At 66.8% G+C, this 25,546-nt stretch carries 25 protein-coding genes; 22 read left to right on the top strand and 3 right to left on the bottom strand.

What is annotated here, in order from left to right; translation table 11 throughout:
- Positions 1 to 195: 195 nt before the first annotated feature.
- The 17 genes from cobM to cobK all read left to right on the top strand — a co-directional run bounded on the left by cobM (position 196) and on the right by cobK (position 15,879).
- Entirely contained in the window at positions 196 to 1,020 is an 825-nt protein-coding gene (gene cobM, locus B5F33_RS05260; RefSeq protein WP_087410755.1) for a precorrin-4 C(11)-methyltransferase, read from the top strand.
- 4 nt (positions 1,021 to 1,024) lie between these two features.
- A complete protein-coding gene (gene cbiD / locus B5F33_RS05255; protein ID WP_087410754.1) occupies positions 1,025 to 2,185 on the top strand; it encodes a cobalt-precorrin-5B (C(1))-methyltransferase CbiD in 1,161 nt (386 codons plus the stop codon).
- Positions 2,178 to 2,870 (top strand): precorrin-2 C(20)-methyltransferase, encoded by a 693-nt coding sequence (gene cobI, locus B5F33_RS05250; protein WP_087410753.1) that lies wholly within the window; start codon positions 2,178 to 2,180, stop codon positions 2,868 to 2,870. The genes cbiD and cobI overlap by 8 nt, the downstream gene beginning before the upstream one ends.
- On the top strand, positions 2,867 to 3,877 hold the full coding sequence (locus B5F33_RS05245; protein WP_087410752.1) for a cobalamin biosynthesis protein: 1,011 nt from the start codon (positions 2,867 to 2,869) through the stop codon (positions 3,875 to 3,877). The genes cobI and B5F33_RS05245 overlap by 4 nt, the downstream gene beginning before the upstream one ends.
- Positions 3,874 to 4,611: a precorrin-3B C(17)-methyltransferase gene (gene cobJ, locus B5F33_RS05240; protein ID WP_087410751.1), complete on the top strand. Its 738-nt coding sequence runs from the start codon at positions 3,874 to 3,876 to the stop codon at positions 4,609 to 4,611. Before B5F33_RS05245 ends, cobJ begins: the two co-directional genes overlap by 4 nt.
- Positions 4,608 to 5,858, top strand: coding sequence for a precorrin-6y C5,15-methyltransferase (decarboxylating) subunit CbiE (gene cbiE / locus B5F33_RS05235; RefSeq protein ID WP_087410750.1), 1,251 nt, complete (start codon positions 4,608 to 4,610; stop codon positions 5,856 to 5,858). The genes cobJ and cbiE overlap by 4 nt, the downstream gene beginning before the upstream one ends.
- On the top strand, positions 5,855 to 7,243 hold the full coding sequence (locus tag B5F33_RS05230; RefSeq protein WP_239284840.1) for a cobyrinate a,c-diamide synthase: 1,389 nt from the start codon (positions 5,855 to 5,857) through the stop codon (positions 7,241 to 7,243). The genes cbiE and B5F33_RS05230 overlap by 4 nt, the downstream gene beginning before the upstream one ends.
- Entirely contained in the window at positions 7,233 to 8,375 is a 1,143-nt protein-coding gene (gene cobT, locus B5F33_RS05225; protein ID WP_239284836.1) for a nicotinate-nucleotide--dimethylbenzimidazole phosphoribosyltransferase, read from the top strand. The genes B5F33_RS05230 and cobT overlap by 11 nt, the downstream gene beginning before the upstream one ends.
- 1 nt (position 8,376) lies before the next feature.
- Positions 8,377 to 8,946, top strand: a complete 570-nt coding sequence (locus B5F33_RS05220) for a bifunctional adenosylcobinamide kinase/adenosylcobinamide-phosphate guanylyltransferase (RefSeq protein ID WP_087410749.1) — start codon at positions 8,377 to 8,379, stop codon at positions 8,944 to 8,946.
- Complete coding sequence (locus B5F33_RS05215) at positions 8,943 to 9,719, top strand: adenosylcobinamide-GDP ribazoletransferase (RefSeq protein WP_087410748.1); 777 nt, start codon at positions 8,943 to 8,945, stop codon at positions 9,717 to 9,719. The genes B5F33_RS05220 and B5F33_RS05215 overlap by 4 nt, the downstream gene beginning before the upstream one ends.
- Positions 9,716 to 10,063, top strand: coding sequence for a bifunctional adenosylcobinamide kinase/adenosylcobinamide-phosphate guanylyltransferase (locus B5F33_RS05210; RefSeq protein ID WP_087410747.1), 348 nt, complete (start codon positions 9,716 to 9,718; stop codon positions 10,061 to 10,063). The genes B5F33_RS05215 and B5F33_RS05210 overlap by 4 nt, the downstream gene beginning before the upstream one ends.
- Complete coding sequence (locus tag B5F33_RS05205) at positions 10,060 to 10,668, top strand: histidine phosphatase family protein (protein ID WP_158095312.1); 609 nt, start codon at positions 10,060 to 10,062, stop codon at positions 10,666 to 10,668. Before B5F33_RS05210 ends, B5F33_RS05205 begins: the two co-directional genes overlap by 4 nt.
- On the top strand, positions 10,665 to 11,636 hold the full coding sequence (cbiB, locus tag B5F33_RS05200; RefSeq protein ID WP_239284833.1) for an adenosylcobinamide-phosphate synthase CbiB: 972 nt from the start codon (positions 10,665 to 10,667) through the stop codon (positions 11,634 to 11,636). The genes B5F33_RS05205 and cbiB overlap by 4 nt, the downstream gene beginning before the upstream one ends.
- Positions 11,637 to 11,853: 217 nt before the next feature.
- Entirely contained in the window at positions 11,854 to 12,978 is a 1,125-nt protein-coding gene (cobD, locus tag B5F33_RS05195) for a threonine-phosphate decarboxylase CobD (RefSeq protein WP_087410745.1), read from the top strand.
- Complete coding sequence (locus B5F33_RS05190; protein ID WP_087410744.1) at positions 12,963 to 14,489, top strand: cobyric acid synthase; 1,527 nt, start codon at positions 12,963 to 12,965, stop codon at positions 14,487 to 14,489. The genes cobD and B5F33_RS05190 overlap by 16 nt, the downstream gene beginning before the upstream one ends.
- The gene (locus B5F33_RS05185; protein ID WP_239284831.1) at positions 14,486 to 15,133 is read left to right on the top strand and encodes a precorrin-8X methylmutase; all 648 of its coding nucleotides are present in this window, start codon (positions 14,486 to 14,488) and stop codon (positions 15,131 to 15,133) included. The genes B5F33_RS05190 and B5F33_RS05185 overlap by 4 nt, the downstream gene beginning before the upstream one ends.
- Positions 15,130 to 15,879, top strand: a complete 750-nt coding sequence (gene cobK, locus B5F33_RS05180; protein ID WP_087410742.1) for a precorrin-6A reductase — start codon at positions 15,130 to 15,132, stop codon at positions 15,877 to 15,879. Before B5F33_RS05185 ends, cobK begins: the two co-directional genes overlap by 4 nt.
- Before the next feature lie 74 nt (positions 15,880 to 15,953).
- Here the strand turns inward: cobK and B5F33_RS05175 are convergent, their stop codons facing one another.
- Together B5F33_RS05175 and B5F33_RS05170 are read right to left on the bottom strand one after the other, a co-directional pair.
- Positions 15,954 to 16,559 carry a histidine phosphatase family protein gene (locus B5F33_RS05175; protein WP_087410741.1) on the bottom strand — a complete coding sequence of 202 codons (606 nt, stop codon included), beginning with the start codon at positions 16,557 to 16,559 and terminating at the stop codon, positions 15,954 to 15,956.
- A 138-nt stretch (positions 16,560 to 16,697) separates the two neighbouring features.
- Positions 16,698 to 18,746, bottom strand: coding sequence for a class I tRNA ligase family protein (locus B5F33_RS05170; protein ID WP_087410740.1), 2,049 nt, complete (start codon positions 18,744 to 18,746; stop codon positions 16,698 to 16,700).
- Between the two features lie 160 nt (positions 18,747 to 18,906).
- On the opposite strand from B5F33_RS05170, the gene B5F33_RS05165 reads away from it, so the two are divergent.
- The 4 genes from B5F33_RS05165 to queA all read left to right on the top strand — a co-directional run bounded on the left by B5F33_RS05165 (position 18,907) and on the right by queA (position 22,228).
- Positions 18,907 to 19,512 (top strand): DUF3267 domain-containing protein, encoded by a 606-nt coding sequence (locus B5F33_RS05165; RefSeq protein WP_087410739.1) that lies wholly within the window; start codon positions 18,907 to 18,909, stop codon positions 19,510 to 19,512.
- Positions 19,509 to 20,168 carry an epoxyqueuosine reductase QueH gene (locus B5F33_RS05160; RefSeq protein ID WP_087410738.1) on the top strand — a complete coding sequence of 220 codons (660 nt, stop codon included), beginning with the start codon at positions 19,509 to 19,511 and terminating at the stop codon, positions 20,166 to 20,168. Before B5F33_RS05165 ends, B5F33_RS05160 begins: the two co-directional genes overlap by 4 nt.
- Positions 20,143 to 20,637, top strand: coding sequence for a GNAT family N-acetyltransferase (locus B5F33_RS05155; protein WP_087410737.1), 495 nt, complete (start codon positions 20,143 to 20,145; stop codon positions 20,635 to 20,637). The genes B5F33_RS05160 and B5F33_RS05155 overlap by 26 nt, the downstream gene beginning before the upstream one ends.
- A gap of 364 nt (positions 20,638 to 21,001) precedes the next feature.
- Positions 21,002 to 22,228, top strand: coding sequence for a tRNA preQ1(34) S-adenosylmethionine ribosyltransferase-isomerase QueA (gene queA, locus B5F33_RS05150; protein ID WP_087410736.1), 1,227 nt, complete (start codon positions 21,002 to 21,004; stop codon positions 22,226 to 22,228).
- A 45-nt stretch (positions 22,229 to 22,273) separates the two neighbouring features.
- Here the strand turns inward: queA and B5F33_RS05145 are convergent, their stop codons facing one another.
- The gene (locus B5F33_RS05145; RefSeq protein WP_087410735.1) at positions 22,274 to 23,995 is read right to left on the bottom strand and encodes a hypothetical protein; all 1,722 of its coding nucleotides are present in this window, start codon (positions 23,993 to 23,995) and stop codon (positions 22,274 to 22,276) included.
- 296 nt (positions 23,996 to 24,291) lie between these two features.
- On the opposite strand from B5F33_RS05145, the gene B5F33_RS05140 reads away from it, so the two are divergent.
- Complete coding sequence (locus B5F33_RS05140) at positions 24,292 to 25,431, top strand: aldo/keto reductase (protein WP_087410734.1); 1,140 nt, start codon at positions 24,292 to 24,294, stop codon at positions 25,429 to 25,431.
- The last annotated feature ends 115 nt before the right edge of the window (positions 25,432 to 25,546 follow it).

Here is a 25,546-nt window from a genome sequence, read left to right as displayed (position 1 = left end):
GCCCCGCTGAGAAGCGGCACCGCCCCATCTTAACGCGTCGCGCCCCGCGCGTCTCACGGAGCGGGGCTGCAGGCTAAATGTGCGCAAGGAATCCGCAGCAGGTCCGTCGGCGGCGGACATGGGTGGCCGTGCGCTACAATGCTCCCACACGCGCCCGGCCGGACGGGCGCCGCCATGACGAAGGGAGCGACCCCTATGGTGCATTTCGTGGGTGCCGGCCCCGGCGCGCCCGACCTCATCACGTTGCGCGGGGACGCGCTGCTGCGCCGTGCCGACATGGTGATATGGGCGGGCAGCCTGGTGAATCCCGAGCTGCTGAAGGTCTGTCGCGAGGACTGCGAGATCCTCGACAGCGCCCGCATGACGCTCGAAGAGGTTCTCGATGCCATGGAGCGCGCCGAGCGGGACGGCCTTGAGGTGGTGCGCCTGCACACGGGCGACCCAAGCGTCTACGGCGCGATCCAGGAACAGATGGACGCTCTGCGCGAGCGCGGTATCCCCTTCGACGTGGTCCCCGGCGTGTCGAGCTTCTGCGGCGCGGCGGCCGCATTGGAGCAGGAGTTGACCCTGCCGGGAATCAGCCAGACGGTCATGCTCACGCGCCTGGCAGGGCGTACCCCCATGCCTGCAGGGGAAGACATGCGGAGCTTGGCCGCCCATGGTTCTACGCTCGTGATCTTTTTGAGCGCGGGGCATCTTGAACGGCTGCAGGAAGAGCTGCTCGCCGCGGGCCGCAGCGAGCGGGAACCGGCGGCGATCGTCTACAAGGCGACCTGGCCCGACGAGGTCGTCCTGCGCTGCCAGGTGGGAACGCTTGCGAAGACGGGCAAGGAGCACGGCATCCGCCTGACCGCCCTCGTCGTGGTGGGGCGTGTGCTCGACGCATCCTACGAGCGCAGCCGCCTGTACGACCCCGGGTTTGCGACGCTGTTCCGCCCGGCGCACGACGCAGGTGCCGACGCCCACGTCGACGGCGAGCCGCGCGAACCTTCGTCTGCAAGTCCGGGCTGCGAGGCGTAAGGCCATGGCGCTCGATTTGTACCGCTGGTCGGGCAACCGGAGGCTTCGCTGCGGATACACAACGGGAACCTGCGCCGCCCTGGCTGCGCAGGCTGCCTGCACAGGCCTGTTGCGCGGCGCCGTCCCTCCGCGGGCATGGGTGACCACGCCGGGAGGGGTCGTCGTCGAGGCCGAGGTGCTCGATTCCACCGTCGCCTCGGGCGTTGCGCGTTGCGCGGTGCGCAAGGATGGCGGCGACGACGTGGACGCGACCGACGGCATGCTCATCTACGTCGAGGCGCGTCGTTCGCGGGACGGCATTGCGATCGATGGCGGCGAGGGTATAGGGCGCGTCACCCAGCCGGGGCTTGAGCAGCCGGTGGGCGAGGCCGCCATAAACTCTGTGCCCCGCGCCCAGATCGCCGCCGCGGTACGGGAGGTCTGCGCAGCTTGCGGCTATGAAGGAGGTGTTGCGCTCACGGTGTCCGCGCCCGAGGGGGAGCGCATCGCCGAGCGGACCTTCAACCCGCGCCTCGGCATTCGCGGGGGCATATCGATTCTGGGGACCACCGGTATCGTCGAGCCGCGCAGCCTTGACGCCCTGCGCCGCAGCGTCGAGCTCGAAGTCTCGCAGGCGATTGCCGCCGGTGCGCGCGATCTGCTGGTGACCCCCGGCAACTATGGCGAGGCCTATATCGAGCGGAGCTTGCCCCGCCTCGATGTTCCGATGGTGGTATGCTCCAACTTTATTGGGGCCGCCCTCGACGCCGCCGTGCATGCGGGGGCCGAGGGCGTCCTGGTGGTCGGGCATATCGGCAAGATGGTCAAGGTCGCCGCCGGCGTCATGGATACGCATTCGCAGGTAGCCGACACCCGGCTTGAGACGCTGACGGCCCACGCTGCCCTTGCGGGCGCTGGGGTCGACGTAGCGCGGGCCATCATGGAGTCGCCGACCACCGACGCCGCGCTCGACGCGATTGCGGACGCGGGGCTGCTTGCCCCCGTGTCGCAGAGCCTTGCCCGGGCCCTTGGTCGAAGGCTGGCGTATCGCGCGGAGCGTGCGCGCGCCGATGGGGCACCACCCTGTACGGTGGCGGCGATTGTGTTCAGCAACGTGCGCGGCGAGCTCTTCCGCACCGATGGGGTGGACGAGCTGCTTGCTCGGATGAGGAGAGATCATGCGTAAGGGCATCCTGTATGGCGTGGGCGTGGGGCCGGGAGACCCTGAGCTCATCACCTTCAAGGCGGTGCGCACCATCCAATCGTGCCCCGTCGTGGCGGCGCCCATGACGTCGGGCGGCGGAACGCTTGCGCTCGACATCGTGCGCCAGGCCGTCGACCTTGCCGATAAGCGTATCGTCCGGCTGTCGTTTTCCATGAGCAGGGACGCCGCCGAACGGGACCGGGGCTACGAGCGTGCGGCGGCGGAGCTTTGCGAGCTGCTTGGCTCGGGCAGCGATGTGGCCCTGCTCAACCTGGGCGATCCGAGCATCTATGCCACCTTCCAGCGCGTCGCCGGTCTTGTTCGCGCGGCCGGGTTCGAGACGCATGCCGTGCCCGGCGTGCCGAGCTTCTGCGCGGTGGCGGCTCGTCTAGACGCAGACCTCACGCCGTCCGAGCGCGAGCCGCTCCATATCGTTCCCGCCCGCGCAGCCGGGCTGTCGGACGCGCTCGCCATGCCGGGCACCAAGGTGGTCATGAAGGCCGGGGCGCATCTCGGCGAACTCAAGCGCGACCTTGCCGAGGCCGGGGTGTACGAGCGAGTGTCGCTTGTGGCCGACTGCGGCATGCCGGGGGAGCTTGTCGTGCGCAACCTGGACGAAGCACCCGACAAGGGCTCGTACTTCACGACGCTGGTGATACGTCCATGAGACTTGCCGCCATTGCGTTTACCGAGCGCGGCTGGAAGCTGGCGTCGCGGGCGTGCCGTGCGCTCGACGGCTGGGATTGTGAGGCCGCCCGCGGCTTTGGCGAGGGCAAGCGCCCGCTTGCGGCGTGGACGGCAGAGGCGTTTGCCGACGCCGACGCACTTCTTTTCGTGGGCGCTCTGGGCATCGCCGTGCGCGCCATCGCCCCGCACGTGCGCTCAAAGGCGCATGACCCCGCCGTCGTGGTCATGGACGAGGGGGGAACCTGGTGCATCTCGCTGCTCTCGGGGCATCTGGGAGGGGCGAACCGCCTGGCCGAGCAGCTTGGGCGGGCGGTGGGGGCAACCCCTGTCATCACCACCGCGAGCGACGTGCGCGGTGTGTGGTCCCCGGACGGATGGGCGCACGACGCGGGGCTTGCCGTCGTTGAGCCCGGACGCGTGAAGGGTGTGTCGGCGCGCCTGCTCGCAGGGGATGCCGTCACGGTCTATCTGGACGGCGTGCTGGAAGGCGAGCTGCCGCGCGGCTTGGAGCGTGTCGTTGCGCGGGACCAGGCGCAGGTGATCATGTCCCCTGTCGTGCATGCGGAGGAGAAGGCGCTGCATCTGGTGCCGCCCTCGGTGACCGTCGGCGTCGGATGCCGGCGTGGCATCGCGGCCGCGGCGGTCGGGCGCGCGGTCGAGGCCGCGCTCGCACAGGCGTGCGTCCCTCGCGCGGCGGTTGCCTCTGCGGCGAGTATCGAGCTCAAACGCGACGAGGAGGGTCTGGCCGGCTGGGCCGAGGCATGGGGATTGCCGCTTGCGTTCTACGGGGTGGACGAGCTCGCCTCCGTCGAGGGCAGCGTCTCGTCGTCACCGTTCGTGGAGCAGGTGTGCGGGGTCGATAACGTGTGCGAGCGCGCGGCGCTTGCAGGCGGCGGCGCGCTCATCGTGCCCAAGCGCGCGCAGGACGGCGTCACCGTCGCGCTCGCATGTCGAACCTGGACCTATTCGTTTGAGGAGGAAGCATGAGAACCCTCTATGTGGTGGGCATCGGGCCGGGGCGTCTCGACGGCATGACCGACGAGGCGCGCGCCGCCCTCGAGCGAGCCGATGCCGTGGTAGGCTACAACGCCTATCTCGAGCTCGTAATGCCGCTCGTTGCGGGTAAGCGATGCGAGTCGACGCCCATGATGCGCGAGGTGGAACGCTGCCGTCGTGCGCTCGAGATCGCCGATGCGGGGACGACCTGCGCCCTCGTCTGTAGCGGGGACGCGGGCGTCTACGGCATGGCCGCGCCCGTGCTCGAGCTCGCGCCGGACTATCCTGAGGTCGAGGTCGAGGTCGTGGCGGGCGTCACCGCGGCTCAGAGCGGCGCGGCCCGCCTCGGTGCTCCGCTGGGGCACGACTTTGCGGTCATATCGCTCTCGGACCTTCTGACGCCGTGGGATGTCATCGAGCGGCGGCTTGTCGCGTGTGCCTGGGCAGACCTGTGCGTCTGCTTGTATAACCCCCGCAGCAAGAAGCGCAGGGACCACCTGGCCCGCGCGGCGGAGGCGCTGCTTTCTCATAAGGCGCCCGAGACCGTGTGCGGCTGGGTGCGCAACATCGGTCGTGACGGTGAGGAGGCCGGTACCCTGCCGCTCTCTGAGCTGGGGTCGTTTGAGGCCGATATGTTTACGACAATCTTTGTGGGCAACGCCGCCACGCGCCTGGAGGGCGGGCGCATGGTCACGCCGCGTGGATATCGGGAGCTGGACCGATGAGAAGCGTCACGGTAATCGGATGCGGTCCTGGCGCCGCCGACCTGCTTGCCGAGCGCGCCCGCGCGGCGCTGGGTGCATGCGACGTGGCGGTGGGGTCGCCCCGTCTGCTGGAAGGAACTTCGCTGCCGGACGGCGTGGCTGCGCACGCGGCAGTGCGTGCTCGCGACATCGCGTCCTTTTTGGCGGGCGACGCCACGTGGTCGCGCGCTTGCGTTCTCATGAGCGGAGATACGGGGCTCTTCTCGGGTGCGGCGGGTGTGCTGCGCGCCCTTGCGGACGAGCCGGCGCTTGCGGATTGTGCCGTGGAGACGGTGCCGGGCATCAGCTCGGCGGCGTATCTGGCATCGCGTCTTGGCAGGCCGTGGCAGGACTGGCGGTTTGCAAGCGTGCATGGCGCTGCATGCGACCTTGCTGCCGAGGCGGCGCGCGGTGGGACGCTCTTTCTGGTGACAGGGGGCTCCGAGGGCCCCGCGTCCGTCTGCCGCGAGCTCGTGGCGGCTGGATGCGGCGACGCTGCCGTGACGGTGGCCGAGCAGCTCTCCTATCCAGATGAGCGCATCGTGCGTGGCGTCGCCGGCGAGTTCGTGAATGTCTCCTTCGCTCCGCTCAACGCTATGGTCATCGACTTCGCTGCCGACGCGTCGCGCACCGCGTGGCCCTGGGTGACCCCGGGCATTCCCGATGAGTGTTTTGAGCGCGGCCGGGTGCCTATGACCAAGCAGGAGGTCCGTGCGGTCGCTTTGGCGAAGCTGCGTGTCGGATCTGGCGACATCGCCTATGACATCGGGGCGGGGACCGGCTCGGTGTCGGTGGAACTTGGGCTGCTTGCCCGTGCGGGCCGGGTCTTCGCAATAGAGCGGGCGTCAGAGGCCCTGGAGCTCATCGACGCCAACGTTCGCGCTTTCGGGCTGCGCAACGTCGAGGTGGTGGCGGGCGAGGCACCCCAGGCCCTGCGCGGGCTGCCGGCGCCCGACGCCGTCTTTATCGGCGGGTCTGCTGGGAAGCTCTCCGAGATCTTGGACACCGTGCGTGCCAGCGGGGGACTGCCGCGCGTCTGCATCACCTGTATCTCGCTTCAGACACTCTCGGCGGCGCTGCCGATCCTATCCGGTCCCGGGTTTGCCGACATGGAGGTGTCGCAGGTGGGAGTGGCCCGCGCCCGTCGCGTCGGCTCCCACGACCTGATGCGCGCCCTGAATCCCGTCTTCGTCGTCTCGGCGCGCATGGTTGCGGAGGAGGAGCTATGAGCGAGCTTCCCGCACGTCTCATGGTGTCCGCCCCGTCGAGCGCCTCGGGTAAGACCGTCTTCACCTGCGCGCTGATTCGGCTGCTCGAGCGGTCGGGCCTGAGGCCCGCCGCGTTCAAGTGCGGACCGGACTACATCGACCAACGCTTTCATCGCCGCGTGAGCGGGGTCGCCGCCGGCAACCTCGACGCCTTCTTTTCGAGTGCGGCCGACCTGCGTGCCCTTCTGGCCCGTGGGGCGGCGGGAAGCGACATCGCCGTCATCGAGGGGGCGATGGGCTTCTACGACGGCATGGCCCCCGGCACGACCGACGCGAGCGCATACGACGTTGCCCGTCTGACCGATACCCCCGTCGTGCTGGTGGTATCCGCCCGCGGCGCCTCGCTGTCGCTTGCCGCGCTCGTCGACGGCTTCGCCCGCTTCCGATCGGATGCCTGCGTGCGCGGTGTGGTCTTGAACGGCTGCTCCGAGGCGGCGTATCGCTATGCCGCGGGCGCCATCGAGGACGAGACGGGCGTGCCGGTGCTCGGGTACCTTCCGCAGGACGACCGCTTTCAGCTGGAAAGCCGCCACCTTGGTCTGGTGGGTGCCGACGAGGTCGAGGACCTGCGCGGGCGGGTGGATGCCATGGCGGACGTGTTGGAGGAGACACTCGACGTCAAGCGCCTCGTCGATGTGGCACGCTCCGCGGCGCCCGTCACCGCTGCTCCCTATCGAACCGAGCGACTGCCCTATGAGGGGCTCCGTTGCGCCGTGGCGGACGACGAGGCGTTCTGTTTTCGCTATGCCGAGAACCTGCGCATGCTTGAAGACCTGGGTGTGGAGCTTGTTTCGTTCAGCCCGTTGCGCGACGAGAAGCTGCCGGCGGGTGTGACGGGGCTCTATCTTGCCGGCGGCTATCCCGAGCTCCACGCGCAGGAGCTGTCGGACAACGAAGGCATGCGCGCCGCCGTCCGCGCAGCCGTGAAGGCGGGGATGCCCACGGTCGCAGAGTGTGGCGGGTACCTGTACCTGCTCGAGAGCCTCGACGACGACCGAGGTACCTCGTGGCCCATGGCAGGGGTGCTGCCCGGAGGGGCTTACCGAGGGCGCGGCTTTGGCCATTTCGGCTATATAGAGCTCACGATGGCGTGCGCCGGTCCCTATGGGCCGGCGGGCACGGTGTTGCGAGGTCATGAGTTTCACTACTGGCGTGCCGAGCGCGAAGGGGACAGCGCCTGGGCGGCAAAGCCGCGTCGCAACCGGGGCTGGGCATGCATGGACGTGACGCCGACGCTTGCCGCCGGCTTCCCGCACGTATACTATCCCTCGAATCCAGACGCCGCCCGCGCCTTCGTTCGGGCGCAGGCACGCTATCGCGAGGAAGGAGGCCGCTGTGGCAGCTGAGGATATCGAGGCACGGTTTCACGCCGCCTTTGATGCCGCGGCATTGCCCGGGCCGGGTGACGGCGCCCTCGAGGAGCGTCTCGGCGCGCTTCTCGAAGTGGTGCGACCGGTCGATCGGGAGGCGTCGCACGTGGCGCGGGAACGCTGGGACTCCGTCGCCAAGCCGCTCGGAGGCCTGGGGCTTCTCGAGGAGGCAGTCACGCGCATGGCGGGCGCCCAGGGCACGCCGGATGTCGTGTCCGAGCCTCGTGCGTTGGCGATCTTTATCGCCGATAACGGCGTGGTCGCCGAGGGCGTGTCGCAAAGCGGCCAGGACGTGACGTGGACCGCGGCGCGCAACATGGCCGCAGGTGCGGCGAGCGTGTGCCGCATGGCGCGCGTCGCCGGCTGCGCGGTCGTGCCGGTCGATGTCGGCCTGGCTCGCGAGCTTACTTGTGAGGGGTTGTACGATGCTGCCTGTGTGCGCGGCACCGCCGACATCGCATGCGGGCCGGCCATGAGCCGCTCGTGCGCCGTTGCGACGATTCTGGCGGGGGCCACGGTGGCGCGTCTGCTTGCAGAGGGCGGCGCCCGCCTGCTCGCCGCCGGCGAGATGGGCATTGGCAACACCACCACAAGCGCGGCCGTTGCCTGCGCGTTGCTGGGCATTGCGCCCGAGGACGCCGTGGGTCGCGGTGCTGGCCTCAGCGACGAGGGGCTCCGCCGGAAGCGCGCCGTGGTGACCCGTGCCCTTGCGGTCAACGCCCCCGACCCTGCGGATCCGGTGGGCGTGCTCGCCTCGGTGGGCGGTCTCGACCTCTGCGCGATGTGCGGCTTTTATCTGGGTGCCGCCGCCTCACGATGCCCAGCCGTGCTCGACGGGGTCATCTCGTGTACGGCGGCGGCTGTCGCCTCCGCACTGCGACCGGACACGCGGGACTATCTGCTGGCCAGCCACTGCTCGTCGGAGCCTGCAGCGCGTCTGCTTCTGGGAAGGCTGGGGCTCTCGGCGCCGCTCGAAGCCGGCATGCACCTGGGTGAGGGCACGGGGGCCGTCGCGCTCATGCCGCTTCTCGACCAGGCGCTTGCGGTCTACCGCGAAGCCGCGACGTTCGACGAGAGCGGCCTGGACGCCTATGAGGAGCTGAGCTAGCGTGCAGGCCTTGGTCATCGGCGGCGCCGCAAGCGGTAAGAGTGCCTTTGCGGAGGAGCTGTGCACGGCGCGCGGAGGGACGGTTCTCTACGTGGCGACCATGGAAGCCGCCGGGACGGAGGCTGCTCGTCGGATCGCACGGCATCGCGAGCTCAGGCGAGGCAAGGGATTCCGTCTGCTCGAATGCTCGCGCGACCTCGCGCGGGCGGTGGTTCCTTCCACGGACGTCGTGCTCGTCGAGGACGTGGGCAACCTGCTGGCAAACGAGCTTTGGTCACCGGATTCGGCGGGAGTCGCGTGCGGAGGCACGCTTGCGGAAGACCGCGTCGTCGAGGCCGTTCTCGATGGCATCGACGTCGTCGCCGCGGCCGCACAGGACTGCGTGGTGGTTACGAACAGCATCGCCTCGGACGGCGTGTCCTATGCGCCCGAGACCGTCAGCTACCAGCGCGCGATCGCGCGGGTGAACGCTCGGCTGGCACGGCGGGCCGACGCGGTGGTCGAGGTCGTCGTGGGCCTGCCGGTCTGGATGCGTGGAAACGAGGAGATGTGGAGGGAGCGCGGACGATGAAGCTGATCGATGCCGTCGCTGCGGCGTTTTCGGTGTTCTCGCGCATTCCGGTGCCCCGCGCCCTTCTTGAGCGTGTCGACTGGGACGGGGGCAGTGCGCTGGCAGGTTTTCCGGCCGTGGGCGTGGTTCAAGGGCTCACCATGGCGGCGTGGACGATGCTCGCCGGCGCGCTGGGCGTGCCGCCCCTGGTCGAAGGGGCCGTGCTCACCGCGATGCCCCTGGTGGTGAACGGAGGCATTCACCTGGACGGGCTCTGCGACACGGCCGATGCGCTCGCCAGCTATGCGGACCGCACGCACCGGCTGGAGATCATGAAGGATCCGCGCGCGGGCGCCTTCGGCGTCATGGCGGTCGGATGCTACCTGCTGCTCTTTTTCTCGCTCGCTGCAAGCTGGAGGCCCGGGGTGCTTCAAGCGGTCGCTCTCGTGCCACTCTTCGCATTCTCCCGTGCGCTTTCGGGTGTGGCGGTCGCTTGCTGGCCAAAGGCCCGCCCCGAGGGCATGGCCGCCTCGCTTGCCGGGGGAGCGGATGCCGCGGCGTCGGTCCGTCGCGCGCTCACCGTGCAGGCGGTCGTCTTTGCGGTTCTGCTCATCGGTGTCGGCGGTTGGGTCGGCGCCGTCGCCGTGGCGGTGGGCCTTGTGGGATTCGCATGGTATCGGCACATGGCATTTGGCCTCTTCGGCGGTGTGACCGGGGACCTTGCCGGATGGTTCGTGCAATGGGACGAGCTCGCGATGGTTGCCGTGATCGTGCTGTTGGGAGGCATCTCATGATCTTGATCGTGGGCGGGATGGGGTCTGGCAAACGTGCTTTTGCCTGCACGAGGCTTGGGCTTGGTCCGGAAGACTTGTCGAACGGATGCGTGGACGAGCGCCCTGCCGTCGAGCACGCCGAACAGCTTGTGCATACGCTCTCGCCCGAGGAGGCGGCGCGGGTGCTGAGTGGTAAGCGGGCCGTGCTCATGGACGAGGTGGGCTGCGGCGTGGTGCCGCTCGATGCCGGTGAGCGCGCCTGGCGCGAGGACGCCGGCCGCCTGGGATGCCTGCTTGCCGAGCACGCCGAGGCCGTAGTGCGCATGGTGTGCGGCTTGCCGCAGGTAATCAAGGGGGTCTTGTGAGAATCTTGCTCTATCGGCACGGTGCCACGGAGGGAACCGTCGCCCGACGCTATGAGGGCGCCGGGACCGACGTCGCCTTGTCCGAGGCCGGTCGCGCCGCCCTGTCGATGCTGCCTGTCGATGAGTGCGTGAGCACGGTCTACACCAGTGGCATGCTGCGCTGTGCCCAGACCGCACAGATTCTGTTTCCCCACGCGCGCCAGATAGCCGTGCCAGGCCTGCGCGAGATGGATTTCGGCTCCTTTGAAGGCAAGGCGTTTGCAGACCTCGCCGACGATGGCGCGTATCGCCAGTGGGTCGAGGGTGGCTGCTGGGGCGTCTGTCCCGGCGGCGAGGACCGTTCGGGCTTCACGCGCCGCTGCGTCGGGGCCTTTTCTGACCTCGTCGACGACCTTGGGCGTGCGGGCGCTGAGCAAGTCGTTATCGTGGCGCATGCGGGCACCGCCCGCGCGATCATCTCGTCGCTTGCCGTGCCGGCGATGGAGTACTTCTCCATCGAGACGCCGCCGGGTGGCTGCTGGGAGCTCGAGGGGGACGGGCGTCGGCTCGAGGTGATCTGTCCTCCTTCGCAGGAGGGTTGCAGCGGCGGGAGGGGCTGCGCATGATGACGCTTGCCGCCGTGGCGATCGGCGCCGTGCTCGACCTCGCCCTGGGCGATCCGCGCTGGCTTCCGCATCCGGTGGTCGCCATGGGACGGGCGATCGGGTGGGCGGAGCCTCGTCTGCGCTCGCGGTTCCCCGACACCGCGGCAGGACGCCGCGCCGCCGGCCGCGTGCTTGCCGTCGCATTGCCGCTTGGCTCGTTTGCAATCTGCTGGGCCGTCCTTGCCGCGCTCGGTGCGATCCATCCGACGCTTTGTCTCATCGCTGAGTCCTGGGTGTGCTACCAGCTGCTCGCCGCATGTGAGCTTCGGCGCCAGAGCATGGCCGTGTTGGCTGCTCTGCGCGACCAAGGTCTCGCTGCCGCGCGCACAGCGGTGTCGTATATCGTCGGGCGCGATACCGAGGCGCTTGACGAGGACGGTGTCGTGCGCGCCGCCGTCGAGACGGTGGCCGAGAACGCGAGCGACGGCGTCGTCGCACCGCTGCTGTACATGATGGTGGGTGGCGCGCCCCTTGCTGCCGCGTATAAGGCCGTCAACACACTCGACAGCATGGTGGGGTACAAAAACGAGCGGTACATCGACTTCGGTCGTGCCTCCGCGCACCTCGACGACGTCGTGAACTTCGTGCCGTCACGCATCGCGGCGCTCTGCCTGGTTGCGGCCGCCCCGCTGACGGGGCTGTCCGGTGCGGGTGCCTGGCGCATCTGGCGGCGCGACCGCAGGCGTCATGCAAGTCCCAACGCCGCACAGACCGAAGCCGCCATGGCGGGTGCCCTCTCCGTGCGTTTGGCAGGGCCGGCGTCGTATTTTGGGCATATGGTGGAAAAACCCACTATCGGAGACGACCTTCGTCCCATAGAGCCCGAGGATATCCGCCGTGCTAACCGACTCATGTATGCCGCTGCCGCGCTGGCGTTCCTGGTGTTCGCAGCCGTGCGCATCGTCAGCGTGGTAGTCTGGTCGGGTTAACGGGCGGCCGTCCCTTTGGCGTGCGATGTATTCGCAAGGGGCGGAATTGTGGCAATCCACACGCTTGCTCGCTATCGTGTGGCAATCTACACGCTCAGGTGCCTGTTTTACGCCCTTGAGCGTGTATATTGCCACAAAACAGAAGGTGGGCGTGTAAATTGCCACAATTCTGGGGGCAGCATGGTGTCAGGACGAGATGGAGGGGAGATGACGGGATATGGAAGATAGGAAACCCCGTTCCCACCGTTCCTATGGGCACGGCGGCGACGTCTGGACGGCGCGCGAGCGCTGGGGATCCAACGTCATCGACTTCTCTGCCAACACGAACCCGCTGGGCATGCCCGAGGCGGTACGAGCGGCCGCGGCGCGCGCCCTGTCCGCGTGTGATCGCTATCCCGATCCACACTGTCGGGAGCTTGTGGAGGCCATTGCCCGGCACCATGACATCGCGTCCGAGGCGGTGCTTTGCGGCAACGGCGCGGCAGATCTCATCTGGCGCCTCGTGGCGACGGTGCGTCCCCGGGCGATGCTGCTGACGGCCCCCACCTTTTCGGAATATGGTGCAGCCGCACGGTTCTATGGTGCGCGCGTCTGTAGCCATGCGCTCGATGTCTCCTGCGGGTTCGTCCTCGACGAGGGCTTCTTGGCGGCCATCGACGATGACATCGACCTGGTCTTCCTGTGCAACCCCAACAACCCGACTGGACGGACGGTCCCTGTGGAGCTTATGGGTCGCATCGTCGAGCGCTGCCGGGCCGCGGGTGCGCTGCTGGCGGTCGACGAGTGCTTCTTGGGATTTGTCGCCGACGGTGCGGAGCGTACGCTTGTGCAGCAGGCGGCTGCAGGGGAGAGCGTCGTGGTGCTGCGCGCGTTCACCAAGCTCTATGGGATGGCCGGTCTTCGCTTGGGATACTTGGTATGCGGGGACGCCGACCTTGCCGAGCGCGTCTATGCGGCGGGTCCTCCATGGAGCGTGTCCACGCCGGCTCAGGCGGCGGGTGTGGCCGCGCTTGCCGACACGGCGTTTGTCGAACGAACCCGGGAGCTTATCGCCGCCGAGCGAGCACGGCTTGTGGCGGGTCTTGGCGCCCTTGGTTGCGCAGTCGTTCCCGGCGAGGCCAACTACCTACTTGTTCGGTCGCCGCTCGAAGGGTTTGCCGAGCGTGTTGCTGCGCACGGGGTCATCGTTCGGGATTGTGGAAACTACGAAGGCCTGCCTAAGGGCTACGTGCGGGTTGCCGTACGGACGCCTGAGGAGAACGATCGGTTGCTCCAGGCGTGCACAGGTGCGCTTAAGGCCGGCGGCACGGAGGAGGACTCGAGGTCATGGCGCGATCGCTGATGATTCAGGGCACCATGTCGAATGCGGGAAAGAGCCTGCTTGTGGCGGGGCTCGCCCGGGTCCTTGTTCAGGACGGGCTTCGCGTGGCGCCGTTCAAGAGCCAGAACATGGCGCTCAACAGCTTTGTTGCTGCCGACGGGGGCGAGATGGGGCGCGCCCAGGCCATGCAGGCCGAAGCCGCCGGCATCGCTCCCGACGTTCGCATGAACCCGATCCTGCTCAAGCCGGAGGGGGAGCGTGGCAGCCAGGTGATCGTTGGCGGACGCGCCCGCGGCTCCATGAGTGCGCGCGACTACTTTACGCACCGACGCGATCTCGTGCCTGAGGTCATGGCGGCGTATCGCGACCTTGCCGCCTCCTACGACGTCGTGCTGGTGGAGGGCGCGGGATCGCCTGCCGAGATCAATCTGCAGCGCGACGACATCGTGAACATGGGGCTTGCCCGCCTCATCGACGCGCCGGTGCTGCTGGTGGGAGACATCGATCCAGGCGGGGTCTTTGCCCAGTTGGTGGGCACCGTCCAGCTGCTCGATGCCGCCGACCGGGAGCGTGTGCGCGGGTTGGTGATCAACAAGTTTCGCGGCGACGTGTCCATCCTGCGTCCCGGGCTCGCGCCGCTCGAGGAGCTCTGCGGCGCACCTGTGCTGGGTGTCGTCCCGTATGTGGATCTTGACCTGGATGACGAGGACAGCCTGTCATCACGGCTCGACGCGCGGTCTTGTGCGCGGGTGATCGACATCGCGGTGGTGCGCCTGCCGCACCTGTCCAACTTCACCGATTTCTCGCCCCTCGAGCGCAATCCTGCAGCCGGCGTGCGCTATGTCGCCCGCGCCGAGGACCTGGGTCGTCCCGACCTGGTGGTCCTGCCGGGAACCAAGCAGACCCTCGACGACCTCGCATGGCTCAAGGAGGCGGGTCTAGCAACATGCATCGAGGTACTTGCGGCGGCGGGTACGCCGATTCTAGGGATCTGCGGAGGCTATCAGATGCTCGGAGAACACATCGAGGACCCCTTGGGCACCGAAGGCGGAGGGTCGGCCGACGGCCTTGGGCTGCTGCCTGTGCGCACTTCCTTTGCTGCGGATAAACGCCTCGCCCAAACCGAGATGGAGCTGTGCCCGCGCGAGGGAATCTTTGCGTGCTGGAACGGCCTTGCAGCGCGAGGCTACGAGATCCATGCAGGCGCGACCGTCTCTGCGGCCGCCTTCTTTGCGGTTGCGCGAGGCGATGCGTCGCAGAATATGGGGGCTGTACGCGAAAACGTTGCAGGCACGTACCTCCACGGGCTCTTCGATGAGCCGGCGGTGGTCGACACCCTGGTCGACGCCCTGCTTACGGCTCGCGGTCTGCCGTCCAGCGCGCCGCGGGTCCATGATGCCCAGGCCTACCGGGAGCATCAATACGACCTGCTTGCCGATACGGTTCGCGCATCGCTTGATATGGAGGCCATCTATCACATCATCGAGGAAGGCGCCGCCGACGCGCCCTCCATGCGAAGAGAGGGGGCATGATGACCCATGCCTACACCGCTCCGGCGGACATCGAGCGCCGAAGCTTCGAGATCATCTCCGAAGAGTTGGGGAATCGAGTCTTTGACCCGCTGGAGGAGCCCGTCATCAAGCGGGTCATCCATACCACGGCGGACTTTTCCTATGCCGACAACCTCGTCTTCACGCCGCATGCGGTGGAGCGGGGTCTCGACGCGCTGCGCTCCGGCGCCACGGTGGTGACGGACACCAACATGGCGCTTGCCGGCATCAGCAAGGCCTCGCTTGCCGCGCTGGGTGCCCGCGCGGTCTGCTTCATGGCCGACCCCGACGTCGCGGGTCGTGCCCGAGCTGCGGGCACGACCCGCGCACACGCCTGCATGGACCGCGCCTGCGAGATCGACGGGTCGATCATCATCGCCGTCGGCAACGCGCCTACGGCCCTGCTGCATCTGGCCGAGCTCATCCGGGCGGGCCGCATCGACCCTGCGCTCGTGATCGGGGCGCCGGTGGGGTTCGTGAACGTCGTCGAGGCGAAAGAGGAGCTTGTCGCCATGCCGGAGGTCCCTTCCATCGTGGCGCGGGGCCGCAAGGGCGGCTCGACGGTCGCTGCCGCTATCGTGAACGCCCTGCTCTACCAGCTTGCGCGTCCGGGAGCATCGCGATGATGGAGGCTGGGCCGCTTGCGGTGTTTGCCGGCACGTCGGAGGGCCGCATCCTGTGCGAGCGCCTTGCGGCGCATGGCCGTGCCGCGCGCGTGTTTACGGCGACCGACTACGGCGGGGAGCTTGTGGACGACCTTCCCGGCATGGAGGTCCATACCGGTCGGCTTGACTGTGCAGGCATGGCCGCGGCGCTTAAGGGTACTGCCTGCGTGATCGACGCGACGCATCCCTTTGCCGTTGAGGCAAGCAGGACGATTCGCTCCGCCTCAGCGGCGTGTGGAGCAAGCTACGTGCGTCTTGCCCGGGACGGCGTCGCCCGACAGGACGGGGCCCGCTATGTCGCTTCTGCCGAAGAGGCCGCCGCGATGCTGCGGGAACAGACGGGAGCCGTCCTGTTGACCACGGGCACCAACACGATTGACGCTTTTGCGACGCCCGACCTCATCGAGCGCGTGTACGTGAGGATTCTGCCCGTGGTGGCATCGCTGCAGCGTGCGCTCGACGCCGGATTTCCCCCGTCGCACATCATCGCCATGCAGGGGCCGTTTACCCAAGAACTCAACGCGGCGATGCTGCGCCAGATAGGTGCCTCATGGTTGGTGACCAAGGAGTCCGGCACCGCCGGGGGTCTGGAAGAGAAGGTCGCCGCCTGTCGCGATGCCGCCGCGCAGGCAATCGTGATCGCCCGCCCTCGTGAGGATGCGGGCGCCCGGTCGCTCGGCGAGGTCTGCGACCTGCTGGGGGTCTAGAGAAGGCCTGCCGATGCCGTCGACGTGCGGCATCGACGGGACGCACGGGCGCGACGGCGCGACGCAGCGTTTTCCTAGACGGGGCGAGCTATGACATCGACGAGGCGAAACGTCTTCGTCGCGCTGTCGTGACGCATGACGACGATGCATCCGTTGGACAGCTCCTGGGGTGTGAGCCGCCTGCTGCTTCCGCTCTCGGCAAGCGTTGCGTCGACGAAGAGCTTCATGGTGGTTCCATGCGATACCGCGACCGCGCTGCCGGCGCTTTGCTCCATGAGGTCGTGCAGGGCGCAGAAGAGTCCGTCCGCCACGTCCCGCACGGTGTCGCCACCCAGGTCCTGAAAGTCTCGGCGCGGGTTCCAAGGGTCGCCGGCAAGGTCGTGGACAGGTGTGCCGTCCGCCGTACCATAGCTATATTCGCGCAGGCAGGAGAGGGTCTCGCGCCGCGCTGCGGCAAGGACGGGCTCGGCTGCACACATGAGGTCGAGCGTCCGCTGGGCGCGCCCCTGCGGCGAGCATGCCGCTACCGCGAACGCGGCTTCGTGACGTGCAAGCCACCGCGCCGCGCGCTCTGCCTGCTTGCGCCCCTGCGGCGTAAGCGGAGAGTCGAGTCCTCCCTGGACGATGCCGCGGGCGTTCATGACCGTCTCGCCGTGTCTCACCAGATAGAGCAATCCCATGTGCACCTCCGTTCGCGCGTCTGTTTTTGTCTTTAGCCGGCGCCCGGTCTCCGACGGGCGCTGCGCTACAAAATCGGGCCCGGCGGACACTCGCTGTCCCCGGGCCCGGTCTGATACCTTGTGAGCTGCTTGCCTGCGTTAGAACGAGAAGAAGTCGAAGCGGGGCTCCAGCTCGACGATGGCGTGGGTGCCCGGCTCTTCGCCAAGCGACGCCACCAGCTCGTCGCAGGTATCGAAGATGTGGTCCCACGAGAAGAAGACGGCGGGATCGATCGCAAAGTGTTCGCAGATGAGCTCGCAGCCTGCCGGGACGATGCCGTGCATAAGGACGGTGGCCACGCGCAGCTCGTGGAAGGCGTCGATGAGCGCCTGGGTCATGGCTGTATCGTCGCCGGCGTTCTTGGCGGCCTTGCTGGCGTCGCTCCAGCGCTTGTTGGCCGCGCGCAGGAAGCCGTCGCAGACGGACAGGGCGCGGTTCAGCTCGAAGCGGTGCATGGCCTGCTCAAAGGCTAGTGTGGCCTGCTCGGCGGCGTCGCGCGCCGCATCCGAGGGGTCGCCTGCGGGGATGCATCCGGTGCGGTAGGGGGCATCGTCTCCGTCCTTTGTGGCCACGCCGTAGAAGCAGGAGCGTGCCAGGCGGTTGAACACACCGGTGAGCAGCGCGCTCTCTTTGAGGACGGGGTCGATCACGCGTTTGTCGTCGCGTGCCAGCAGCGGTGTCCCGTCCGGGTTCTTGCCGGTCTCGCGCGTGTCGTAGGCCTTCGGGGAGAAGCTCACCGGCTTTTCGCCCAGACCGAGCGACAGGAAGTGCGCACGCAGCTGCTCGGCGGCGTAGTGGTCGAGCAGCTCGCTGGCGGGCGGCGGCGGGGTCTGAGAGCTGGAGCTCGCCTTTTTACCCATGTAGAGCACGTGGTAGTTGGCCACGAGCGTGCTCTGCTGCATGCCGCAGCCCAGGGCTTCCCACAGCGCCGTCTGCGCGATGCCATAGAAGTAGATGTTGTCCTGGCCGATAAACTGGTAGGCATGCGCGTCGGGCGAGCACCACCAGTCGTGCCAGTCAAGGCTTGCGTAGCGGTCGGCATAGCCCGTGCGCTCGGCCTCTGAGAGGGCGGTGCGGGTGAAGCTGATGGGTGCCCACAGGCTCTCGGGCCAGACCCAGCAGGTAAGGCCCGAGCAGCCGCATTCGTCGGTAACGGGAACGCCCCACTCGATGTTGCCCGTGATGCGGAAGGGGACGAGCGCCTTGCCAGAACGGAAGCGCACGCCGCCCGCGGCGAGCACCTCATGGGCTGCGTCGCGCTCCACCCAGCTTGGGAAGGTCACGGTAAAGGAGCTCTTGTTGCCCTCGGGCTCGGCGACACTATGCTCCGGCAGCTGGTCCTCGATGGCATCGAAGGCCTCGCGGAACTTGTTCTGGATGTAGAGCTGCGGCGGGTTCAGCCACTCCTCCATGGTCTTCACCACCACGGAGCGTACCGTTTCGTCGCCCTCCATCTGCTTCGTATAGTCCTTCAGGAAGTCCAGATACGCGGGCAGGTCGAAGTAGATGTTGTCGACCGGATGCAGCTCAGGCGTCTCGCCGGTGATAGCAGACTTGGGGGCGATGAGCTCCTCGGGTTCGAACTGATGGCCGAGGTCGCATTCGTCGGCGTAGGCCTTCTCGGACTTGCAGCCCTGGATGGGGCAACGGCCGATGACCTGGCGGCCGTTCAGGAACTGGCCGGCGACCGGGTCGTAGAACTGCTTGGTCGCGCGCTTCTGCAGCACGCCGCGCTCTTTAAGGCGCATGATGACCTCGTTGGTGACCTGCTCGTGCACATGCACGGCCGGCTCTAGCGCGCTGCCGCCAAAGAAGTCTGGCTCGACGTCGTAGCCGGCAAGTGTTGCGGCCTGACGGTCGTGGTTTTCCTGGACGTAGTCCGAGATGTGCTTCTGATAGCCGTGTTCGTCGTGCAGCTTGCGATAGCTCTCCATGATGGGCGAGCCGTAGCAGTCGGTGCCGGAGACAAAGAGCACGTTTTGGGCACCGAGGCGGTCGCGCAGGAAGCGCGCATAGAAGTCGGCCGGGACGAACACGCCGCCCACATGGCCGAAGTGCAGGTTCTTGTTGCCGTAGGGCATGCCCGCCGTGACAATGGCGCGCTTGGGCCAGCTGGGCCGTGCCGTGCGGCTGAGCTTCTGGGCCATGAGACCACTCCCTTGGTAGTGGGTCGTTCCAATAGATACGAGATAGCAGGGCCACATTATCGCACACGAGCGCAGGAATGCGTGTATCCTTGAACGCGTGAGAAAACGAAGCGACATACATACGTTTGAAGACAAGGCGTTTTTGCGCTGGATTGCCCGAATGACCGTCATCGTCCTGGCGGCGGGCATCGCCGTATGCGTCGCTCTTACGGCCGTCTTGGCCGTTGTGACTCCCAACCTGCTTGATTCCGGTCTGCGCGGCCTGTTCGTTTCGGGAGATTCCGGTGTGTGGTCCGCGATCGTGTGGCTCGTTGCCGTGGCCGTGGGCACCTGCTTGTCGCTTCTGGTCCATGAAGGTGTTCACGCTGCCCTTTTCAAGGTGTTCGCGCCGCATGATTCGCGCGTGACCTTCGGGGCGAATTGGAAGATGGGTATGATCTATGCCTGCGCCGAGGGTATCGTCTACACGCGCCGCCAGTATATGGCGGTCTCCCTTGCCCCAAGCATCGTGGTGACCCTGCTTGCTGTCGCTCTGGGCGTCCTGGCGGGATGTCCCGTCATGGGCGTGGTCATTGCCGTGCTGCACCTTTCGGGCTGTACAGGTGACTGGGGATACGCGCGCGCGATTGCGGGCGATCCGAATATCGCGTGGTGCGAGGACACCACATGGGGTGTGCAGTTTTTCGATGACGGCGACGCCGCGCGTACAGAAGAAGACGCGTCCGGCCGATGCGGGTCCGCCGTGGATGGGGGAGATGCCGCATGACCGCGCTGCTGCTTCACGCCTGCTGCGCCCCGTGTTCGCTTGAACCCCTGCGGATGCTGCGCGAGGAAGGCTTCGACCCTACCATTTGCTGGTGCAACCCCAACATTCAGCCTGCCGAGGAGCACGATCGGCGCCTTGCCGAGCTAAGACGGTACTGCGCCGCCACCTCGACGCCGCTGATCGAGGCACATGAGGACTACGCCGCCTGGGAACGCGGGGTCGCGCCCGTCGGTGCCCGCAACCGGGAGCGCAGATGCCGCGCCTGTTACGCGCTGCGCCTTGCCGAAGCCTGCCGCGTGGCGGAGCGCGAGGGGTTCACGCACATCGCGACCACGCTTGCCGTGTCGCCCTACCAGCTGTTCGAGGTCTGCAACGAGGTGCTCGAGCGGCTCGCCGCCGCGCGTGGCCTCGTGCCGGTGATTCGTGATTTTCGCCCATGGTATCCCGAGGCCACGCGTCGTTCGCGCGAGCTTGGCATGTATCGACAGAACTACTGCGGCTGCCGGTTCTCGGCTGCCGAGGCAGTGCTTGACCGAGCGCGCCTGCGCGACGAGCGCCGCGCCGCAAAGGTCGCGGCGCACGACGCGCAGGCTGCTGCTCAAAAAGCCGCTCAGCCAAAGGAGGAGCACCATGAGGTTTCGGTCTGCCGCGCGTGAGGACGTCTCGCTGATCCTTGCGTTTATCAAAGAGCTTGCCGACTACGAGCACATGCTCGATCAGGTGGTTGCCGATGAGGCGACGCTCGAGGAATGGTTGTTCGACCGCCGGACTGCCGAGGTCATCTTCGTGCTAGACGATGAAGGCAAAGAGGTTGGGTTTGCCCTGTTCTTCCACAACTTTTCAACGTTTTTGGGTCGCGCGGGGGTCTACTTGGAAGATCTGTATGTGCGGCCAGAGCATCGCGGCAAGGGATACGGGCGTGGCCTCATCGTTGAGCTTGCGCGGATCGCTCGAGAGCGCGGCTGTGGGCGTCTTGAGTGGTGGTGCCTGGACTGGAATGAGCCAAGCATCGCGTTTTACCGCTCACTTGGAGCAGAGCCCATGGACGATTGGACTGTCTACCGCATCACAGGCGACACGCTCGATGCCCTCGCGGCAGAAGGACAGGCGTCTGGGGCAGATTAGGCGCTGCAAGATAAGCGCCTGTCCGGTTTCCCTGGGCGCTTGCGCCATTGTGGGCCAGGATGTGAAGCGGCGTGAGTATCGCTGGCCTGTTTTAGAGGGGTTAGATATAAGTCTCTCCAGCCAAGTGTTCAAAATCGCGTTTTTTCGGCTCTGCCGGCGTGTATGCATTGCTGAAACAAGTCCATCTTGAGCTCCTAGAGCAGCTTGTGGGCAAAATAAGCGCTATCCGACGCAACGCGCAGCAGAGCAAATGCATGAAGAAGTTCGTGAGGGCACCAGGGCGTGACGGAGCCGCGCCGCGTTGCGCTAGGATAGGTGTGTTTGAACTTTCGCCGCACTATGCGGCTTTATGAAAGAGGATTTCATGCGTACCGACGACTTTGACTACGACCTGCCCGACGAACTCATCGCACAGGCCCCTGCAGACCCGCGCGATTCTTGTCGCCTGCTTGTGTTGCACCGCGACGACGAGCCACTTGCCACCGCTTCGCAGACCGTGCCGCTTCGTCATGGCGGCAGCGTCGAGCATCGGCACTTCTATGACATCGCCGACTACCTCGAGCCGGGCGACCTGCTTGTGGCAAACAAGACGCGTGTCATGCCCGCCCGCCTGGTGGGTCATAAGGCCGGCACGGGCGGCGTTGCCGAGACGCTGCTGCTCAAGCGGCGCGAGGACGTCGATGCGCTTGGCCATGTGTGGGAGTGCCTGGTGAACCCGGGGCGCCGTCTCAAGCCGGGTGCCGTGATCGAGTATCGTGCCGGCGGCCTGCACGCGCCCGCGTCCTCGCCGGTGGTGCTCACCGGTACCGTCGTCGACTTTGTGCCCGAGAGCAGGGGAGGCCGCCTCGTTCGCTTCGAGCCGGTCGGCGAGGGGGTCGACGGCCGCCCGCGTACCCTCGACGAGGCCATCCATGCTGCCGGACACGTGCCGCTGCCTCCCTATATCACCCAATACGAGGGTGATCCCGAGAAGTATCAGACCGTCTACGCCATGCAGGAGGAGCACTCCGCGGCGGCCCCTACGGCAGGCCTGCATTTCACGCCCGAGCTCATCGCTTCGCTCGAGGACAAGGGCATCGGGTTCGTGACGGTCGAGCTTGAGGTCGGTATCGACACGTTTCGCCTGGTGGAGGAGGACGATCCCACCCAGCATGTCATGCATACCGAGCGCTACCATGTGCCCGCCGACGTCGTCGAGGCGGTGCACGCCACGAAGGCGGCGGGCCATCGCGTGATCGCGGTTGGTACCACGGCCGTGCGTTCGCTCGAGAGCGCCTGGGACCCCGATGCGCCTGCGAGCGACCCTGCTGTCGTGGCTCGTCGGTTCGAGCAGGCGCCGGACTCCGCAGCGGTGACCGGACGCGGCGACATCGTTCCGCGCGAGAACGCCACCACGAATCTCTACCTCATGCCGGGTTCGACCTATCACGTCGTCGATGCCCTCATCACGAATTTCCATGTGCCCCGCTCGACGCTCATGATGCTCGTCTCCGCTCTGGCGACGCGTGACCAGATCATGGACGCCTACGAGCAGGCGATCGCCGAACGCTATCGGTTCCTGTCGTTCGGCGACGCGATGTTCATCGAATAGATGCCTGCCCACTTGCGCGCGGGTGCTTGGGGGTGCCCGCGCGCGTTAGCTCAAGACGAGCCAGAGGATGATCAGGAGCAGGATCACCACGACGATGGCTGCCACGACGGCGGTGAAGCGCAGGCGCGATGAGCGGGTCTGCTCGCGGACGTTCTGCTCGGCGGCGGCGAGCTGCTCGACCTCTCTGGCAACCTCGATGCGCTCAGCGCGGTCGGCGTCGAGACGGCCTGCAATCGCGTCGGTCACCTCGGGGTGCGCGTGGATGTCTTCTGCCTCGTCGATGAGGAGCTGGGCGGCCGCCTGCTCGTCGCGGGCATCCGATGCCGCCTGCTCTTGCTCGCGGCGAGCCTTCTCCTGCTCGGCGACCTTCTCGCGCAGCTCACGCTGGCGCTCGCTGGACTCCTGCTTGGCCGTCTCGTAGGCATCGCGGGCGTCATCCGCCTCTTCGCGGATATTCTCGAACTCCGCCTTGGCCGCCTCGATAGGCTTCTGCGCCTCAGCGAGCAGGCTTTTGGCGGAGGCGATGGCCGCGTCGAGCTCGGCGGTGAGCTGGGGCAGGCCGTCGCGCGCCTCGCGCAGCTCGTGCATGGCGTCCGAGATCTGCGCCTCGAGTTCGTTGGCGCGCACGTTGTAGGCGGCAGAGTTTGCGGACGGGTTGCGCTGAACCTCGGCGAACTCTTCGCGCAGAGTCTTGAGGCGTGCCTCGGCGCTTTCGGCCGCGGTCGTGGCGGCGGCGATTCCGTTTTTCTTGTCCTCCTCGGCCTTGGCGAGGTTGCGCTCTGCATCGTCGAGCCGGCGCTTCAGACGCGAGCTCGCCTCGCGTGCCGACGCCTCTTTGGCCTCGGCGGCGTCAAGGGTCGCCTTCAGGCGCTTCTCGGCCTGCGCATCGTCGGCCTTCATGCTTTCAAGCTGCTCTTTCAGCTGCTGAATCGTGGCGTCGATAGCCTTTTGCTTGGTCTCGGCATCAGAGATCGCCTTGACAGCCGCCTTCACGCGCGCCGTCTGCTCGGTAACGATGTCGTGGTAGCGGGAGGCGACGTCGCGGCGATGCTCGAGTTCCGCCTCCTCTTCGGCGATGGTGCGGTCCAGGGTATCAAGCTGCTCGCGCGCCTCGGCGTGGGCTTTCTTGGCGGCGTTCATGGCACGCACGGCGGCTGCGCCTTCCGAGAAGAAGGTTCCCACGGCGTTTGCCGCTTCGGCCGCGGCGGCAGTGACGTCCCGTTCGGGGTGCGAGCTTGCCGCATGGTGCTGGGTGTCCACGCCCGGCGCTGCCGGAGCGGGGAGGTCGACACCCTCATGGCGGATGACGTCGTTGGCGTTCGCCGCGCCGGGCGCTGTCGGGTGTTGCAGCCAGGAAGGCATGCTGCCGCCGTCGTGTGCATCGGCTGCTGCTTCTGCTGTCGGGGCATGCTCCTTGAGGGCTATGGCTTCGAGATGCTCTTCGGTTGCGGTGCCAAGTTCGTCTGCCGTGTTGGATTCCGCCTCGGCAACACGCTCCGCCGCCTGTACGGGGACGTCCTGCTCACTGTCCGTAGCAGGGGAGACCGCACCTTCGGCGGGGTCGCTCGACGCGGTGCGATTGTCGTCGGCGACCTCGTCGACTGCGACTGTATCGTCGGATGCCTGTACGTGTTCTTCAGCCGTCATGTCCGTCGCTGTTTCGACGGGCTCGTCTGTGACCGGTTCCGCGGCATGTCCATGCAGCTGCTCGTCGCCTTCATGCTCGACCGATTCGTATGCTGCCTGTTTGTGCTTCTCTTCGCCCATGCATGCTCCTATCGTCTGCGCGCTTCGGCGCGCTTCGAGTCCCGCTCCCCATAATAAAGCCCCGACCGGTCACCGGTGAGGACATGTCCACCTGTTCGGTGAAAAAGTGGATGCGCGACGAATGACCCGTAAGGGGTTGCTCGACCGAATACGCTGTCGATCGTAAAACGCCGTCTCAGCCTTGACCTTAAGCGCGCTCAAGGTCCTATGATTTTCCTGTACTGGAGTGCGGCTGCGTCGGCACGGAGATGTTGCCATGCGCGTTGGCGCTCATCGACAGAGAGGGAGAGATATCCATGCTGTATAAGGATTTTCAAGGGCTCAAGCTCTCGGCGCTCGGCCTGGGCGCCATGCGCCTGCCAGTCGTTGACGGCGACGACACGAAGATTGACCAGGATGCCGTGAACGGGATGGTCGCCTACGCCATGGAGCAGGGCATCAACTACTACGACACCGCGTGGGGCTACCACGGCGGCAACTCCGAGGTCGCTTTGGGACGCGCCCTCGCGCAGCATCCGCGCGATCAGTTCTACCTGGCCACGAAGTTCCCTGGATACGACCTCTCCAACATGGACAAGGTCGAGGAGATCTTCGAGCGCCAGCTCGAGAAGACGGGGATGGAGTACTTCGACTTCTACCTCATCCACAACGTGTGCGAGTCGAATATCGACGAGTATCTGAACCCCGCCCACGGGATCATGCCGTATCTGCTTGAGCAGAAGAAGGCGGGCCGGATTCGCCACCTGGGCTTCTCTGCGCACGGAGCGATTCCTGTCATGGAGCGTTTCCTGGAGGCTTACGGCGAGCACATGGAATTCTGCCAGATCCAGCTGAACTTCCTGGATTGGCGGTTCCAGAACGCCAAGGGCAAGGTCGACCTGCTGAAGAAATATAACCTGCCCGTGTGGGTCATGGAGCCGGTGCGCGGGGGCAAGCTTGCGCAGATCTCGGACGAGGATGCGGCCCGTCTGCACGAACTGCGCCCCGACGAGTCCACCGTGGCGTGGGCGTTCCGCTTTATCCAGGGCATCCCGGAGGTGTGCGTGACGCTGTCCGGCATGTCCAACATGGATCAGCTGAAGGAGAACATCCAGACGTTCTCTGAGGACAAGTCGCTCAACGAGGAAGAGCGGGCGGCGCTGCAGGCAGTTGTGGACGAGATGCTCGGCCGCGGCACCGTGCCATGCACCGCGTGCCACTATTGCACGAACCACTGCCCGCAGGGGCTCGACATCCCCAAGCTGCTCGAGATGTACAACGAAGCCATCGTGACAGGCGGCAAGGGCGGCTTCATCCCCAGCATGTACGTCGGAACGCTGCCCGAGGACAAGCGCCCGGACGCCTGCATCGGGTGCGGCAGCTGCGCGGCAGTGTGTCCGCAGCAGATCGATATCCCCGGCACGCTCGCCGATTTTGCCGCGAAGCTCGCCGGCTAGAAGATATGACCGATAACTAATCGGTCGGAGCCTCCCCTTTGCATGAGCGCGGGCTGGGCGACAATCGTTGTTGTCAGTGCAAACGGCGGTCGCGCACCGCAGTCAAAGAGGAGGC

The sequence above is a fragment of the Collinsella sp. An2 genome, from assembly GCF_002160065.1.
In the GTDB taxonomy this organism is placed as follows: domain Bacteria; phylum Actinomycetota; class Coriobacteriia; order Coriobacteriales; family Coriobacteriaceae; genus Limicola.
The sequence above is the reverse complement of the archived record's forward strand: the minus strand, read 5'-3'. Positions and strand labels throughout refer to the sequence as shown.

What these genes read in the sequence shown, in the direction of transcription:
- cobM (WP_087410755.1), top strand. Translation starts at nt 196, where the DNA reads ATGGTGCATTTCGTGGGTGCCGGCCCCGGCGCGCCCGACCTCATCACG.
- cbiD (WP_087410754.1), top strand. Translation starts at nt 1,025, where the DNA reads ATGGCGCTCGATTTGTACCGCTGGTCGGGCAACCGGAGGCTTCGCTGC.
- cobI (WP_087410753.1), top strand. Translation starts at nt 2,178, where the DNA reads ATGCGTAAGGGCATCCTGTATGGCGTGGGCGTGGGGCCGGGAGACCCT.
- B5F33_RS05245 (WP_087410752.1), top strand. Translation starts at nt 2,867, where the DNA reads ATGAGACTTGCCGCCATTGCGTTTACCGAGCGCGGCTGGAAGCTGGCG.
- cobJ (WP_087410751.1), top strand. Translation starts at nt 3,874, where the DNA reads ATGAGAACCCTCTATGTGGTGGGCATCGGGCCGGGGCGTCTCGACGGC.
- cbiE (WP_087410750.1), top strand. Translation starts at nt 4,608, where the DNA reads ATGAGAAGCGTCACGGTAATCGGATGCGGTCCTGGCGCCGCCGACCTG.
- B5F33_RS05230 (WP_239284840.1), top strand. Translation starts at nt 5,855, where the DNA reads ATGAGCGAGCTTCCCGCACGTCTCATGGTGTCCGCCCCGTCGAGCGCC.
- B5F33_RS05215 (WP_087410748.1), top strand. Translation starts at nt 8,943, where the DNA reads ATGAAGCTGATCGATGCCGTCGCTGCGGCGTTTTCGGTGTTCTCGCGC.
- B5F33_RS05210 (WP_087410747.1), top strand. Translation starts at nt 9,716, where the DNA reads ATGATCTTGATCGTGGGCGGGATGGGGTCTGGCAAACGTGCTTTTGCC.
- cbiB (WP_239284833.1), top strand. Translation starts at nt 10,665, where the DNA reads ATGATGACGCTTGCCGCCGTGGCGATCGGCGCCGTGCTCGACCTCGCC.
- cobD (WP_087410745.1), top strand. Translation starts at nt 11,854, where the DNA reads ATGGAAGATAGGAAACCCCGTTCCCACCGTTCCTATGGGCACGGCGGC.
- B5F33_RS05190 (WP_087410744.1), top strand. Translation starts at nt 12,963, where the DNA reads ATGGCGCGATCGCTGATGATTCAGGGCACCATGTCGAATGCGGGAAAG.
- B5F33_RS05185 (WP_239284831.1), top strand. Translation starts at nt 14,486, where the DNA reads ATGATGACCCATGCCTACACCGCTCCGGCGGACATCGAGCGCCGAAGC.
- cobK (WP_087410742.1), top strand. Translation starts at nt 15,130, where the DNA reads ATGATGGAGGCTGGGCCGCTTGCGGTGTTTGCCGGCACGTCGGAGGGC.
- B5F33_RS05175 (WP_087410741.1), bottom strand. Translation starts at nt 16,559, where the DNA reads ATGGGATTGCTCTATCTGGTGAGACACGGCGAGACGGTCATGAACGCC.
- B5F33_RS05170 (WP_087410740.1), bottom strand. Translation starts at nt 18,746, where the DNA reads ATGGCCCAGAAGCTCAGCCGCACGGCACGGCCCAGCTGGCCCAAGCGC.
- B5F33_RS05165 (WP_087410739.1), top strand. Translation starts at nt 18,907, where the DNA reads ATGACCGTCATCGTCCTGGCGGCGGGCATCGCCGTATGCGTCGCTCTT.
- B5F33_RS05160 (WP_087410738.1), top strand. Translation starts at nt 19,509, where the DNA reads ATGACCGCGCTGCTGCTTCACGCCTGCTGCGCCCCGTGTTCGCTTGAA.
- B5F33_RS05155 (WP_087410737.1), top strand. Translation starts at nt 20,143, where the DNA reads ATGAGGTTTCGGTCTGCCGCGCGTGAGGACGTCTCGCTGATCCTTGCG.
- queA (WP_087410736.1), top strand. Translation starts at nt 21,002, where the DNA reads ATGCGTACCGACGACTTTGACTACGACCTGCCCGACGAACTCATCGCA.
- B5F33_RS05145 (WP_087410735.1), bottom strand. Translation starts at nt 23,995, where the DNA reads ATGGGCGAAGAGAAGCACAAACAGGCAGCATACGAATCGGTCGAGCAT.
- B5F33_RS05140 (WP_087410734.1), top strand. Translation starts at nt 24,292, where the DNA reads ATGCTGTATAAGGATTTTCAAGGGCTCAAGCTCTCGGCGCTCGGCCTG.